General features: G+C 38.2%; 13 protein-coding genes. All 13 read right to left on the bottom strand.

Annotated elements, in window-relative coordinates; genetic code table 11:
- Positions 1 to 15: 15 nt before the first annotated feature.
- The 13 genes from IQ10_RS09415 to IQ10_RS09360 all read right to left on the bottom strand — a co-directional run bounded on the left by IQ10_RS09415 (position 16) and on the right by IQ10_RS09360 (position 13,793).
- Complete coding sequence (locus IQ10_RS09415; RefSeq protein WP_144450233.1) at positions 16 to 243, bottom strand: hypothetical protein; 228 nt, start codon at positions 241 to 243, stop codon at positions 16 to 18.
- 48 nt (positions 244 to 291) lie between these two features.
- Positions 292 to 1,923: an HD domain-containing phosphohydrolase gene (locus IQ10_RS09410; RefSeq protein WP_242009799.1), complete on the bottom strand. Its 1,632-nt coding sequence runs from the start codon at positions 1,921 to 1,923 to the stop codon at positions 292 to 294.
- A gap of 190 nt (positions 1,924 to 2,113) precedes the next feature.
- Positions 2,114 to 2,875, bottom strand: coding sequence for a FixH family protein (locus IQ10_RS09405; RefSeq protein WP_144450232.1), 762 nt, complete (start codon positions 2,873 to 2,875; stop codon positions 2,114 to 2,116).
- Positions 2,876 to 3,007: 132 nt separating this feature from the next.
- Positions 3,008 to 4,393, bottom strand: coding sequence for a sensor histidine kinase (locus IQ10_RS09400; protein WP_144450231.1), 1,386 nt, complete (start codon positions 4,391 to 4,393; stop codon positions 3,008 to 3,010).
- A complete protein-coding gene (locus IQ10_RS09395) occupies positions 4,390 to 5,079 on the bottom strand; it encodes a response regulator transcription factor (protein ID WP_144450275.1) in 690 nt (229 codons plus the stop codon). The genes IQ10_RS09400 and IQ10_RS09395 overlap by 4 nt, the downstream gene beginning before the upstream one ends.
- 7 nt (positions 5,080 to 5,086) lie before the next feature.
- Complete coding sequence (locus IQ10_RS09390; protein ID WP_144450230.1) at positions 5,087 to 6,052, bottom strand: beta-propeller fold lactonase family protein; 966 nt, start codon at positions 6,050 to 6,052, stop codon at positions 5,087 to 5,089.
- Between the two features lie 150 nt (positions 6,053 to 6,202).
- Entirely contained in the window at positions 6,203 to 6,376 is a 174-nt protein-coding gene (locus tag IQ10_RS18015; protein ID WP_158640021.1) for a hypothetical protein, read from the bottom strand.
- A 12-nt stretch (positions 6,377 to 6,388) separates the two neighbouring features.
- Entirely contained in the window at positions 6,389 to 7,288 is a 900-nt protein-coding gene (locus tag IQ10_RS09385) for an NAD-dependent epimerase/dehydratase family protein (RefSeq protein WP_144450229.1), read from the bottom strand.
- Positions 7,289 to 7,351: 63 nt separating this feature from the next.
- Positions 7,352 to 8,095, bottom strand: coding sequence for an alpha/beta hydrolase (locus IQ10_RS09380; RefSeq protein WP_144450228.1), 744 nt, complete (start codon positions 8,093 to 8,095; stop codon positions 7,352 to 7,354).
- Between the two features lie 248 nt (positions 8,096 to 8,343).
- On the bottom strand, positions 8,344 to 8,523 hold the full coding sequence (locus IQ10_RS09375; protein ID WP_144450227.1) for a YjzC family protein: 180 nt from the start codon (positions 8,521 to 8,523) through the stop codon (positions 8,344 to 8,346).
- Between the two features lie 65 nt (positions 8,524 to 8,588).
- The gene (argF, locus tag IQ10_RS09370; protein WP_144450274.1) at positions 8,589 to 9,551 is read right to left on the bottom strand and encodes an ornithine carbamoyltransferase; all 963 of its coding nucleotides are present in this window, start codon (positions 9,549 to 9,551) and stop codon (positions 8,589 to 8,591) included.
- Between the two features lie 20 nt (positions 9,552 to 9,571).
- Entirely contained in the window at positions 9,572 to 12,721 is a 3,150-nt protein-coding gene (carB, locus tag IQ10_RS09365) for a carbamoyl-phosphate synthase (glutamine-hydrolyzing) large subunit (protein WP_144450226.1), read from the bottom strand.
- Positions 12,714 to 13,793 (bottom strand): carbamoyl phosphate synthase small subunit, encoded by a 1,080-nt coding sequence (locus IQ10_RS09360; RefSeq protein ID WP_144450225.1) that lies wholly within the window; start codon positions 13,791 to 13,793, stop codon positions 12,714 to 12,716. The genes carB and IQ10_RS09360 overlap by 8 nt, the downstream gene beginning before the upstream one ends.
- Between the last annotated feature and the right edge of the window lie 100 nt (positions 13,794 to 13,893).

Here is a 13,893-nt window from a genome sequence, read left to right as displayed (position 1 = left end):
TTTAACAACATGACTTCAATAAGCGTCCTCGAATGGAATGCGAGTACCTTCAAGAATAAGAGCTGATTGACGGTTTAACACTTTCAATATGTAATTAGTCGATCGGTCATTTACAGCGACGAAAAATGTATTAATGGGGATAAAATCACTTAAGATTTGAAGAATTTCTTTTGAAGCTTCTTCAATATTTAATAATTCTTTTGGATTAAACAGACGATTTTGATTACTTCCTCTCTTTTCCATTATGATCTCCTATATAAAAGTAATGTTAACAATTATTCAATGATCTATCTAAGTTTTCAAAAACAATTCAACGTTCTCTCGTTCAACTTCAAGCTTTATCTGATCAAAATTCTGAATAAACGCCGTCGTAAGCCTTGGGTCCCACTGAGTACCTCGTCCTTCCTCCAAAATATGCAGAGCTTTTTCTACAGCCATGCCCTTCCTATAAGGGCGGTCAGATGTCATCGCATCAAAAGCGTCTGCTATAGCGATAATTCTTCCTGTTAATGGAATATGCTTACCTACCAGCCCATCAGGATAACCACCACCGTCAAAACGCTCATGGTGAGAACGAACGCCTGGCAAGAGATGAGCCATGGACTCAGGAGGCTGAATTTCTTTTAAAATATTTTCACCAAGTACAGGATGCTGTTTAATTTGTTCAAATTCTTCATCTGTTAACCTACCATCCTTCAATAGTACGGTATCTCTAACACCAATTTTCCCAATATCATGTAGCAACGCTGTCTTTTTCAAACGATCAAGTTCTTCCAAAGAGAGACCTGCTAATTTACCGATTTCAAACGAATAGTGGGCCACACGCTCTGAATGTCCAGCTGTGTATGGATCACGGGCATCAAGTGCAGCTGCAAGAGTCGCGAAGTAGCTCTGAATGAGTTGATTATTCATCGTTTCCCGTGCTTTTAATCCGCTCACCATATGATTAAATCCTGCCACAAGCTTAGAAAATTCATCCGAATAAATATCTGCCGTGCGAACATCTAAATCACCATTTTGTACTGAAGCCATAGCTTTGTTGATGCTACGAATTGGATGTTGTATTTCTCTTGACAATACCCACGCCCCTAGTGTAGAAAACGCCATTCCAACCAACAAAATAACCGTCACCCAACTCCAATAATCAACCGTGGCCGCAAGAACATCTTGTCGAATATATCCACCTAAACTAAACAAAATTAACGGAAACGTACCAATTAAAAAAGCACTCAACTGAAACTTACGTTGAACAGATACAAGGACTCGGCCATCAAGTGAGAGATCTACTCCATATAAATTAATGGACTGCTGCCTAATATGAATAGCAAGTGGTCGTATAGATTCAGACGTTAGAAAGAATTCGATAAATGCATGCATACATGCAACAAGTGGCGCTCCAATAGCAGCGAGTAATAAGTAGGAAATAGGAAGAGAAAGAAACTCTTGTTGAATTCCTATTATTAACATAGAAGTAGCGGGTACAGAAAGGCCAAAAAAATGAGGGCCGAAAATACGTTTAATTGCTAATATAGGAAGACGATGTGTTTGAAAATAAACAGATCGAAGTGTGTCTTGGGACGGTCGACTTTGTTGAAACAAGTCACGGATCGGTCTAATATGTCGATACATTGCAAATAATTCAGCAGCAACCATGATGACTATTGAGATTAACAATATACCAAATAAGATCATCGCTTCATCACTCGGCACTTGTAAAGCTGCAAAAATGAAAACACTTCCCACACCTAAAACTGCGACCGCTGAACCAATTACATAATCTCTAATAATACTCTTAATAAAACTTTTGTAGATTGTTTGCAAAGTATCACCTACATCATTATTATTTACCATCCCTAGAAAGGTTTTCGTAAAACGAATATACTGTTCATCTGTATTAGATATATAGAAATTCAATGTACTCATTCTCTAAACTCATCATATAAGAGTCTTTTTTCACGGTGAAAAATAACTATTATATGAACTATTATACAAGATTGTCAGATAAAATAACGTATTTGTCTCCTAGATTTTTCTCTTTAAAAGCAAATCTTAAATAAAAAAACTGACCAAAAAGATTACGGTAACCTTTTAAGTCAGTTTAATAGTCCTTATATTAAAATTCTAGTGTCACATCAACATGCTCATGCACCTGTTTATCTTGAATATGAACAATAGCAGAGTAGACTCCAGACAGCTCTTCGACATTACGGATCTCATATTCTCCGTCGCCCACTTCATTTGCATCCAGCCACTTTCGCTCTTCTTCATTCCCTTGCCACATCTCAAGTGTCACATTCCCACCAGTGTAGGCTGAATTTTCAAGAGCAATTTGAATAACAAGCCGATCGTCCTGAACCTCCGTCGTCACTTCTACATCAGCTTGGTGCTCATGCGCGTGTTCCTGTTCCTTTTCATGTGTAGGTTCATCTTCATTCTTATGAGCTCCTTCTTCATGCGGTTCCTCTTTTTGCACAACTTCACCAACTTGAATTTGTGCTGTTGGCATACGGTGCAATCCTCGTGCCGTCACATGAGTTTGTACATGATATAGTCCCTCTTCTTCAAATGTATGATTAAGAAGATAAATATTTCCTTCCTGATCTTTGGCCTCGATCATTTCACTTTCTTCTTTTTGACCTTCTAGCCAAACTTCATATACAACCTCATTTGCGTCATCAACCAAATCATCTCCTTGAGTCACAGTACTCGAAAATGTAACTACTTCGCCGATTTCAGCTTTTTCTGGTACATCTAGCTCAACCTCTATAGGCGTTAGCTCATCAACCATTGCTGTGCCTTGTTCTTCCTCATTTTGTCCGCAGGCTGCAAGCACCATGCAAGTCGCAACCGTAGAAATCAACCATTTTTTTTTCATCCATCTTCACCTCAATTAATTCATTCTTATTCATCATTCTTATTTAGTCTATATAAAAGTTGTGAAACGCCAGTGAAGTTTCGAGCTTGTTAAAAAAATGTTCACACGTTCATATTCAATGAAAGAATTAGCCTAGATATTCTTTAGCGTAATTCGGGCACTCGTTCCTTGACCAACCTTTGAGGAAAGCTCAAACGTTCCTCCGTGCTTCTTCATAATTTGGGACACAATTGCAAGACCTAATCCCGTACCACCCTTTTCCCTTGTTCTTGCTTTATGGACACGGTAAAAACGCTCCGTTACCGCAGAGATGTCTTCTTCTGGTATGCCTATTCCCTCATCACTTATGACTAGTTCAGAAAATTCATCTTTAGAAGTTAAAGTAAGACTGATTGCTTTGTGCTCAGGCGTATATCGGATCGCATTATCAAGTAAGTTACGAATCACTTGCTCAAGCCGATCGCCATCCCCATATATAATACTATCCTCATCTAATTGACTATTTATCTGGATATTTTTTTGTCTAGCAATTAATTCAAAGGTCTCCACAACATCTGTAACTAACTGTGCAAACGCAATTGGCTCACACTGTAGTGGATAAGAATCACCTTCAAGTTGTGCTAAATCAAGTAAATCATTAACAAGTCGTTCGAGTCGATTCGCTTCCTTTTGAATGATCTCTAGCCCCTTTTTCTGCTCAATCACTCCTTCTTCCATTGCTTCTGCATACCCCTTCATATAACTAAGAGGCGTACGAAGCTCATGAGATACATTAGCAAGAAATTCACGCCTGTTTTCTTCTACTTTTTCAAGCGACGAAGAAAGGATATTAAAGGATTTTGCTAGTTGTCCTAATTCATCTCCATGATCATCGTCTTTTATTCTTTTCGAAAAATCACCAGCTGCCATTGTTTTTGCAACTTCCTTCATATCGTTTAACGGCCTAACAACATGATTTATTACCTTATTTCCAGTAACAATAATAATTAACACGACAAGAAAAAGAGAAACAATTAACACGGTCCTTACTTGTAGAAAGGGCTCATGTACCTCAGATAGAGGCATTGATAAAAAAATCGATCCAGTCAAATGGCCATTTTGAAACAATGGAATGGCAACACCCAAAATATCTTGTTGAAAGTGTGGATGAGATCTTACCATTACAACCGTTTCCCCTTCCAATAACTGTTGCCTTTCTTCAAAGGTAATCAAGTTTTCATTGGAAGATGGTTCAAAGGGTGCTCCACTACCTAATTGCATTGGATCATCGGTAAAGAGTACATTTGCAGCTAAACTTTGCTTTGACCAGTTCAATCGCTCATTGAAAAAGCTATCTGTACCATGTTCAGAGTAAACTTCCGCAAGCTCTTCACCTTGCATTAACAGTAGGTCAATTTGTTTATCTAAATAAAGCTTATCATATAAAAAATAAGTGATTACAACTGCTCCGATGATGACCGTCAGTAAAATCACCATGATCGCAAACCAAACTTTCTTTTGGATCGACCATTTTTTCATTGTGCATCCTCAAATTTATAGCCGACTCCCCAAACAGTCTTTATGTGTCTTTCAGCTGACTTCAATTTTAAACGTAAGGTTTTAATATGAGTATCTACTGTTCGAAGTGTTCCCATTTGTGAATCCATCCCCCAAAGACGTTCGTGCAATTGCTCTCTTGTAAAAACTTGACCACGATGCTCAAGTAAATAAAGCAATAAATCAAATTCTTTTCTTGTCGCATTAATTGGTTTCCCCTGCAAATAAATGATTCGTCCATTTTTGTCGACTTCAAGTTCTTGAACCTTAATCATTTGTTTATTTGTTTGCAATCCATCTACTCTTCTCAGTGCAGCTTCAATACGTGCTACCAACTCTCTTGGACTAAATGGTTTCACAATATAATCATCTGCGCCGACCTTCAATCCCTTAATCTTATCTTCCTCACTACTTCTAGCTGTTAGCATAAGGATAGGGACCATTGAAAATTCCCTTATCTTCTCACAAGCAGTAAAGCCATCCATGTCATCCATCATCACATCAAGTACCACAAGATCGATGGAATGATATTGCTGAAGGATATGAATGGCCTCTTCTCCACTTTTTGCAGTTTGCACAAAGTAGGATTCTTTTTCAAGATACGAGCCGACAAGTTTACGTAAATCTGCCTCATCATCCACTATTAAAATCTGCCTTGTATCTTTCATCATCTTCTTATTCCTCCAAAACGATTGCATATGGACCAGCGGGAACCCTTAATTCCTCTACCAATTCAAACGAGTCTCGATCGATAAATGAAACGGTATCGCTATCAAGATTTGTAACAAACAATCCTTCTTCATTACCACTAATATAATTAGGGTTCTGTCCAACTTCAACAGAATCAATAATCTCTTTGGTTTCTTTATGAACCTTGTATACAGCATGATCACCATGACATACAACATATAGAAAAGGAGAATAATCATCCCCAAAAAAAGCAACTGGCATAAGTCCTACATCAATCTCTTCAACAAACTTACCCGTTTTAAGACTATAAACAAAGACACTTTTATTTAAATTTCCGAATGATCCATGTCCACCAATCCACAAATAGTCACCATCTACATACATCCCTGCTGGGCGTTCTAAGACAGGAAACGCAGCGACAACCTTTTGTTGTTTAATATCAATTACTGTGACGTCATTGCTATCTCCATTTAGAACGAATAATGTGCCATTTGCAACTTGCAAATCTGTTGGAAATGAACCAACCTTCATACTTTTTATCACTTCTTCTTTATCAACATCAATAATATGGATTTTATCTTTCATGATATCTGCGACAAAAAGGAGATGCAGAGTTGGTTCATAATGAATGGCCGTTAAACCTTGATTTAATTTAAGTAAAGGTCTGCTTATCCGCTCATTCATATCAAAAAGCATGAGAAAATCTTCACTTTGACTGGTTGCAATAACCTTCCCACCGCCGATATTAACCATATCTGAAAGAGGAGAACGACTCTCCTCTGAAAAGATAACTTTCTTCTTATTAATGTCAACAAAAGTCAATGTCGACTCTTTTACATGGGAAATGATCAAAAATGGATCATCTGTCTTGGGAGTGTTGAAATGTTGTTCATCACAACCACTTAGGCTCATAATAAGTCCAATTAAAACAATAAAGATAGAACGCTTCATATCATTCTCCTTCTTACGTTACTCGTCTCATTTCAGTGTCCAAAATCATCTTAGCATAAGAATGTGAAATAAAATTGAAGTCTCCTTAAGCACAAATAAAAAAAACAGACCTTATTAATGAATCGGGTCTGCTACAAAGATATGGTCTATTTATTTCTCTCTTTGTTTTCGTTGATAAAGAAATTCAACGATTCCTCCTACAACAATAGCGCCAATTACACTCATTCCTTCTCCTAGCTTAAGTCCTTCTCGAAATAAGAGAAAGGAGAATAGAGCGACGAACGCGAAGATTGTAATGCCAATCATTCCTTGCTTCGTTTGCACGTATTCACTTCCTTATTGAAACCGCTGTTGTTTCTGCCATTGTGTCACATGTTCACGTTGCTTGGCAAGACCTTCTTTCAGAGTCGTTTTCGCCTGAAACCCTAACAAATTTTCTGATTTTTCAGCCAATAGAGTTGTTTTAAGACACCTTTTCTTATATAATTCTGGATCAACTCCTAACAATTGAAGCCCTTCAAACCATGCTCCATCCAAGCATGAAGTAAGATGAAAGACTTCATTTGTTTTCATTGTTGATGCAGCAAGTAAAAAAGCTTCTACAACATCGTCAACATAAAGAATATCAAGAGTAGAACGGTCAAGTTCAGGGGGGATTTTACCTAACAATAGTTGTTGATAAGTCATATCGTCTCTTTGCCATGGACCATACACAGTAGGTAACCTCAAAATCACATAAGACATATTCCGTTTTGGACAAAGCTTTTGAATCAAGCTTTCACTCGCTAATTTCGTAATACCGTATGGGGTTGTTGGATTTGTCGGCGTTCGCTCTGTAATGATCCCAGTTCGTTCCCCGTATACCTCTATGGTTGAAGGATAGACAATACGAGCTGTTTTCGGACTTGCTTCAATAAGCTTTTTTGTCAGATTTACATTATTATCAATTACTCTTGCTAACGTAGACCACTTGCTATCTATTGAAGTAGATGCAGCAAGATGAAAGATGACATCAATATCTTTTAATAAAGTACCCATTTCCATCTTTTCAAGCTTGCCACGAATGATCGTAAAGAGGGCATTTCTTCCTAATCTCAACTCCATTTCTTCCTGCTCTGCTTTTTTTCGATCAGGATATTCATCTACAGCAATGACTTCAATCCCTTCCAAAATAAGCCGTTCACAAAGATGATAACCAATGAACCCTAATCCACCCGTTACAAGTACTTTTTTCATATTTTTCTCCTTCCTTCATACAAATATGTAAGCTCCCCCTTTTTTAATTATGGAAATAAAATGTTATAGGACGCTTTCATATTTTTTGAAAAATGGATATGCTGATTGAGCTGCTTTATAAAACGATCGCTCTTTTCCGTGAATTCGTAAATGAGCAAGGACTCTTTTATCGGTTATTTGCTGAAGAAAAGGTCGACTATGCTGTTGAAGAGGAAAATGTTTCTCAAGCATATGGCAATGAATCGATAAAGGAGGAATCTCTGAACCCTTTAAAACAGGTGATACTGATTTCATCCATTCCCCGTTGATTCGATGTTCTGGCACTCCATAAGCTTGCTCCACTTCCTTCAAGAAACGTTGATAGTAGAATTTATTCTCTTTTTCTTGCTCATAATAAGCATGTAGCGAAAGACATGGGTTAACCAAATAACACGAACGCAGCTGCAAAGGGTAGGTGTTTATCCATTGCATCGCTACTAAAGCTCCTGTCCTTTCTCCAAAAAGATGGATTTTCTTATTAAGAATTTCTTGCTTCAACACCATATGATAAAGATGCTCCATTAATCTAAATGCTCTCGGACTTCCCCAATGCTGATTAAACAGTGAAGACGTAAACAATGTATAGCCACGACTTAACAACCCTTCTATAAATCGATGCTTTTCAGGATGATGTTCCCAGTCACTTGTACCATTTTCAACCAGCATTCCGTTATCGCCTAACAAGCAAACAGCAAATCCGTTTGGACGTTCTGGAAGATAGATGACGTTCCACTGGTCTTCTATGCGAATAAAGCGTGCATGTCTCATTTGCTTAACGTCTCTCCCATCCTGTTTTTTCTCACAATTAAGCGACATGTTTTGCGTTATTGCTAATCTCTTATACGTTATGCAGAAAAATTCAAATTGGAAGCAAAATTAATACTCTTCTTGTTGAATTAAGAAAGCTGGCTATTTCGTTATAAGCATAGACCTCTTAAATGACAAAAAACCTCTTTCCTAATCTTATGAAAGAAACATAAGAAAAAGAAAGAGGCATTCACATATTGATAGTTCATTTACGTTTTCGGCAATGGTGTCCATTTCCGATTATGGTTTGTTGTTTCAGGAAATCTGTCTCCCGCACGCATCTTTAATGATTTAGGGTTTTTGACCATACTTCCCGTTTCACCAATTTCGATATACACCCCATTGTTCGGTGCTTTCTGCCCTGGTTCAAATTGTCTATTTTGACCCATTTTACTCCCTCCTTCCATGATTAGCTTACCCGAAAAGCAAGCGAATCATGAATAAGGGCTAAGGCTTACTTTTCTGAAAGCAACGATAATAAAATAGCCTTTTGCGCATGAAGACGATTTTCTGCTTGATCATATACTGCAGAATGAACGCTATCAATCACTTCTCCAGATACCTCTTCGCCGCGATGGGCAGGTAGGCAGTGTAAGAAAAGATAATCTTCTTTTGCTGATGCAACAAGTGTTTCATTCACTTGATAGTCAGCAAATAACTGTAAGCGCTCATTTTGTTCTTGCTCATATCCCATACTAGCCCAAACATCTGTATAAATCACATCGGCTTCACTTACAGCTACCGCTGGATCTTGAGTTAATTCAAGCTTAGCACCTGTTTCTTTTGCTGCTTCGACTGCTCTATTAAAAATCGTTTGGTCGACTTCATAGCCAGCTGGTGATGCAATTGTTACATCCATACCAACCTTAGCTCCTGCTGCTAGTAAAGAATGCGCCACATTATTTCCGTCGCCTATATAAGCAAGTTTGAGTCCTTTTAATGTATTCTTATGCTCATAAATCGTTAATAAATCAGCCATCGCCTGGCACGGGTGGTAAGCATCTGTTAATGCATTAATCACTGGAACAGATGCATATTTCGCCAATTCTTCAACGGTTTCATGTGAATTCGTTCTGATCATTATCGCATCAACATAGCGAGATAACACATTGGCCGTATCCTTAATCGGTTCCCCACGTCCAATCTGCATATCACGAGGACTCAAAAAGAGTGCGTGTCCTCCCAACTGTGTCATTCCTACCTCAAACGAAACACGTGTACGAGTTGAAGCATTTTCAAAAATCATACCCAAAGATTTTCCTTTAAGAGCTTCAGAAAATGTCCCGTTCTTTTGCTGCTGTTTTAGAACAAGGGCACTCTCAAGTAATGACTGTATTTCTTTAGGTGAGAAGTCAAGCAGGGTGAGAAAGTCTTCCCCACCTAGCGTTGCTTTTGCTTCTTCAATCGTCCCTTTCATCTTCTCCACGTCCAATCCCTTTAGTTAATAAGCGCTTTTTCTTTATTCCACCAATCTTGAATCGCATGATACTCTATTTTATCAGCTTTCAAACCTCTAAGCATAGCATCTAATGTGGCAATCTCTGAAATAACCGTACAACGTTGCTTCAGTGCTTCTTGACGTTTTTCCTTACCATCTTGTGTGCCAAGTTTCGGTAAACTAATAAGTGCAACGGCTTCATCTGATTGGATCCAGTCATCAAATGAATCATTGATCAAGTTAAATCCAAGACTTTGTAATGTCTCTTGATATGAACTAAATGCCTCTTTATACTCACTAGCAACGTCAATAAATATTGAACCTGTTTCTGTATACAATTTTGGTTTTGCTGCATGTGACCAAGCAAATGCTTTATAGAAAGCTTCATCTAGATTATCACTTATGCTCATTAATTCACCCGTCGACTTCATTTCTGCTTCAAGAAGCGGATCAAGTCCAGATAGCTTTTGATAAGAGAAGACTGGTGCTTTGACCGTATAGAAATTAGGCTCATCAATGATATCTTTTTCTAGTCCAAGTGATGATAACGACGCACCAAGTAACAGTTGCACTGTATAATCAATAAGTGGCTGATTAGAGATTTTACTCAAAATAGGAGCTGTTCTTGATGCACGTGGGTTAATTTCAATCACGTATAACTCATTATCATGTAAAACAAACTGGATATTAAAAATTCCACGGAAGTCCATTCCTTTAGCAATTTGCTTCGTATACGAAATAATTAACTCTTTTACTTCATTTGAAATTGAGTATGGAGGCGTTACAGCTACACTATCTCCTGAATGGACGCCCGCGCGCTCAACATGCTCAAACATGCCCGCAAGACAAACATTGTCACCATCTGTTAGAGCATCTACTTCTAACTCAATTCCTTGATAATAAGCATCGATTAAAATCGGGAACGAAATCGTCTGCTCTTTGTCTTCTAAATAAGTAATAAATTCACCCTTAGATTGGAACAGCATCATCCCTTGCCCGCCAATAACATAAGACGGACGAATTAAAACAGGATAGCCAATTTCATTTGCCTTTTGGAGCGCGTCGTTTTGACTATTTGCCGTTACACCTGGAATATGTGGAACTTTTACTTCATTCATAAATTCATAAAAACGTCCACGATCTTCTAATTGATCGATCGTATCAAGATTCGTGCCATACAGCTTGACTCCTGCCTTCTCAAGTCCTTCTACTAATGAAATCGCTGTTTGACCACCAAGCTGAACAATGATTCCTTCAACTTGCTCTTGCTCCACAACATGAAGAACATCTTCTACCGTCAATGGCTCAAAATATAAGCGATCTGCTGTAGCATAATCCGTACTAACAGTTTCAGGGTTATTGTTCATCATAATCGCTTCATATCCAAGCTGATGGAGACTATGTATCCCTTGTACAGAGCAATAGTCAAATTCAATTCCTTGACCAATTCTAATCGGACCAGAACCTAATAATAAAATTTTCTTTTTACCTGATTGAGGAGTTGTATCATGCTCACCAGACCAGCTTGAATAGAAATAAGCAGTAGATGCTTCAAACTCACCCGCACATGTATCAACCATTTTGTATGATGGCATGAGGTTTAATTGCTTTCGTTTTTCTCTTACCGCAACTTCATCAACATTCCACACATTTGCCAACCATACATCAGCAAATCCAGCTTTTTTAACCGTTTTTAAGAAGTCTACATCCACTTTTTCAAAAGAAGTAGCCTTGATCTCTCCTTCAAGTTGAATCAAACGTTCAAACCCTTGCAGGAAGTATTCAGTAATACCCGTTACTTCATGAATCTTTTTACGCGAGTGTCCACGTCTCATCAGCTCTAAGAGAACAAAGAATCGGCGATCATCAGCATTTACAAGAAGCTGCCATAGTTCGTCTTCTGTCTTTTGTTGAATCTGTGGCAATGTTAGACCTTCTGTTTTTAACTCTAGTGAACGAACTGCTTTTTGAATCGCAGCTTCAAAGTTACGTTCAATCGCCATTACTTCACCAGTTGCCTTCATTTGTGTGCCGAGTTTTCTTTCAGCATGGACAAATTTATCAAATGGCCAACGTGGAAATTTAACAACAATATAATCAAGAGCTGGCTCAAAGCTAGCATATGTATGCCCCGTTACTGGATTAATCAATTCATGCAAATGATAACCGAGGCTAACTTTTGCAGCCATTCTTGCAATTGGATAGCCCGTTGCTTTTGAAGCAAGGGCTGATGAACGACTTACACGAGGATTTACTTCAATTAAATAATATTGTTTGCTGTACGGATCTAAGGCAAACTGGATATTACACCCGCCAACAATACCTAAGGCACGAATAATTTTAACGGAAACGGTACGAAGCATTTGATATTCAACATCTGTCATCGTTTGCGATGGTGCAACAACGATTGAATCACCAGTATGAATACCAACTGGATCGATATTTTCCATGTTACAAATAGTGATACATGTATCATTACTATCACGCATTACTTCATATTCAATTTCTTTGAAACCAGCAATGCTTTTCTCAATCAAGCATTGGCTAATAGGACTTAATGAAAGGCCACCCTTTACAATACGCTTGAGTTCTTCTTCATTATCAGCAATTCCGCCACCAGCACCACCTAATGTATATGCTGGTCTAACGATGATTGGATAACCCACTTGCTTAGCAAATTGAATCGCTTCTTCTCTTGTCGTCACAATTTCGCTCTCTGGAACTGGTTCATTCAGCTCTTGCATCAGTGCACGAAACGCTTCACGATCTTCCCCTTTTTTAATCGATTCAATTGGCGTTCCAAGCAAGTCTACTTGATAGCGATCAAGAATCCCTTGATCATGAAGATCCATCGCTAAGTTTAAACCTGTTTGACCACCAAGTGTTGCAAGGATACCATCTGGTTGTTCTTTTTTAATAATTGCTTCTACGCTTTCAACTGTTAATGGTTCAAAATATACACGATCAGCACAAGATTCATCTGTCATGACCGTTGCTGGATTGTTATTAATCAGAATAACTTCTATACCTTCTTCACGTAATGCTAGACAAGCTTGAGTTCCAGCATAATCAAACTCAGCTGCTTGCCCGATCACAATTGGGCCAGAACCAATCACAAGTACTTTATTTAAATTAGACTGTTTAGGCATATGCTTTCTCTCTCCCTTTGTTGCGAATCATCTCGATGAATGTTAAGAAGAGCTGTTCACTATCTGAAGGTCCAGGATGTGCTTCTGGGTGAAATTGAATCGTAAGCACTGGATGTAATGTGTGCGCTAGTCCTTCAATCGATTGATCATTAATATTTACGTACCTTGCCTCAAATCCAGTCCCTTCTAAAGACTGTTCATTTACAACATAACTATGGTTTTGAGACGTCATATAAACTTGATTTGTTTCTTTATCGATAACAGGTTGATTTGCTCCGCGATGACCAAATGTCAGCTTCTCTGTATTAGCACCAAACGCAAGCGCAAGAAGCTGATGACCAAGACAGATACCCATCGTTGGATATGTCTCTGCCAAGTTTTTAATGGTTGGAAGCTGCTCTTGTAATTGTTTTGGATTCCCTGGTCCATTTGATAATAAGACACCGTCTGGTTGTAGCTCCTCGATCACTTCAAAGGTTGTGTCGTATGGAACAACCGTTACTTTACACCCATAATGAAGCAACGACTCTAAAATGGACTTTTTATAACCGAAATCGACCATTACGATATGTTGCTCACCACTTCCAAACGTTTGAACAGTTGATCTTGATACTTTTGGAACAACATCTTGTTCATCTAACGGAATATAGTGATCAAACGTCGCATTAGTTGGGTCAGTTGTTAACACCGCACGCATATCTCCATGCTCACGAATCCGTTTCACAATTGCACGTGTATCAATTCCTGATAGTACAGGAATCGAATGATTATCACAGTATGTTAACAACGATGAACCTGATTCATAATGAAAACCTTCATTCGATACTTCACTAACAATCAATGCATCAACTTGAGGTTTTGTACTTTCAAAATCCACTTCATTAACCCCATAATTTCCGATTAACGGATACGTGAACACGACCATTTGCCCTTTAAATGATGGATCACTTAATACTTCTTGATATCCTGTCATGCCCGTAAAGAAGACAATTTCTCCGTAAACATCTTCACCACTGCCGTGAAGAGTTCCTTCAAAAACCTCTCCATTTTCTAATACAACATAACCTTTCATCCGTTTTCCCTCCACTCCAACGACGAATACTTATACTCATTTATCAATTTTTATACATTGTTATTTTTTAAAAATCACTACTTGCTTGCGTAGTGAACTT

Origin of the sequence: Halalkalibacter nanhaiisediminis (genome assembly GCF_007830185.1) — a bacterium.
GTDB lineage: Bacteria > Bacillota > Bacilli > Bacillales > Bacillaceae_D > Halalkalibacter > Halalkalibacter nanhaiisediminis.
Note: the sequence above shows the minus strand (reverse complement) of the source record. Positions and strands in the feature narration are given on the sequence as shown.